Annotated in this window: 1 protein-coding gene and 1 pseudogene; both read right to left on the bottom strand. The window is 42.9% G+C overall.

What is annotated here, in order from left to right:
- The coding region (locus JMX83_RS14975; protein WP_201603386.1) for a DDE-type integrase/transposase/recombinase at positions 1-510 on the bottom strand (510 nt) is incomplete at its 3' end.
- A 92-nt stretch (positions 511-602) separates the two neighbouring features.
- Positions 603-857, bottom strand: a pseudogene (locus tag JMX83_RS14970) (transposase); the annotation flags it as partial.
- Between the last annotated feature and the right edge of the window lie 56 nt (positions 858-913).

Below are 913 nucleotides of genomic sequence, written 5' to 3'. Positions count from 1 at the left end.
GCCATGAGCTGATGCCCAATCAGTGAATACCCTGGATGTAAACTCACTGCCGTTATCCACACGAATTTGCTTAGGATAACCATGCCACTCAGCCAGCTGATCAAGGTAGCGAATCACTCGGAGTGAGGGAATACTGGTACCAATATCAATGCCTAATACCTCACGGTTATAATCATCAATCACATTAAAGGTTCGAAAGCGAATATTGTTGTGTAGTCTGTCGCTCATGAAGTCCATTGACCATGTATGCCCCAATGCATTTGGCACACTTAGCGGCTGAGGGTTACGTGTTGGTAAGCGTTTTTTAGACTTGCGGCGTAGGTTTAAGTTTAACGCTGTATAAACTCGATGTACGCGCTTATGATTCCATGAATAGCCAAGCTTACGTATACGTTTAAAGCACTTTGGAAAGCCCCAGCGATTGTGCTTGTCAGTAAGCTCATTTAAGACATCAACAATCTCACTATCATCAAATAGCTTAGGCTTATAGTAGTAAGCGGTTCGACTCATGCAGACCACCTGACAACTCACTGCAATGCTGACATCATACTGCGCCTGTAATTCTTGCGCCCAGACTTTGCGCTCGGGTACAGGCGCTATAGCTTTTTTATGATCTCTTCCTGCATTTGCGCTTTGAGGCTTAAATCAGCATACATCTGTTTGAGCCTACGGTTTTCTTCTTCAAGCTCTTTTAATCGCTTAACATCAGAAGCTTCCATACCACCGTACTTGGAGCGCCATTTATAGAAAGTCGAGCTAGCAATCCCGTATTTACGGCACAGCTCTTTAGCAGGTATTCCAGCTTCTGCTTCTTTTAAAATGGATACTATTTGGGTCTCAGTCATTCGTTTGCTCATATCAAAACTCCTTATGGGTATTTTATAAGAAATTCTACGTTTGAGCTGTGTTATTT

It is taken from the genome of Psychrobacter piscatorii (assembly GCF_904846415.1).
In the GTDB taxonomy this organism is placed as follows: domain Bacteria; phylum Pseudomonadota; class Gammaproteobacteria; order Pseudomonadales; family Moraxellaceae; genus Psychrobacter; species Psychrobacter piscatorii.
Note: the sequence above shows the minus strand (reverse complement) of the source record. Positions and strands in the feature narration are given on the sequence as shown.